At 63.8% G+C, this 400-nt stretch carries 1 protein-coding gene; it reads right to left on the reverse strand.

Annotation, left to right across the window (positions count from 1 at the left end; genetic code table 11):
* A partial coding sequence (locus ACX6XY_RS30100) for a hypothetical protein (protein ID WP_460337802.1) occupies nucleotides 1-400 on the reverse strand: 400 nt, incomplete at both ends.

Below are 400 nucleotides of genomic sequence, written 5' to 3' on the forward strand. Positions count from 1 at the left end.
TGAGCTTGCCGCCGACGAAGGGCTGGAAGCGGCCTTCGCTGGTGAGGTCGATCTTGGCGGTTTCGGTGGTCTTGCAGTTCTCTCCGCCGCCGATGGGGAGTCCGAAGATGTTGACGCTGGTGAGTTTGACGTACATCTCGGAGTGGGACTTGAGGGTGCCGGAGGTGTCGAGGGTGCCGGTGGTCTTGCCGTCTTGCTCGAAGGCGATGTCGGCGGTGGTGGGCAGGAAGCCGAGGATGGTGAAGTTGCCGGTGTTGGGTTCGAGGTTGAGGTCGGCGTCGAAGGTGCCGTTGCCGAGGTCGTAGCGGGTCTTGATGTCGCCGCTGAGGGGGGTGCTGCCGTTGGCGGCCTTGATGTCGGAGCGGCCCTTGATGTCGAAGTCGAGCTTCACCGGCTCAGG

It is taken from the genome of Streptomyces sp. O3 (assembly GCF_054788135.1).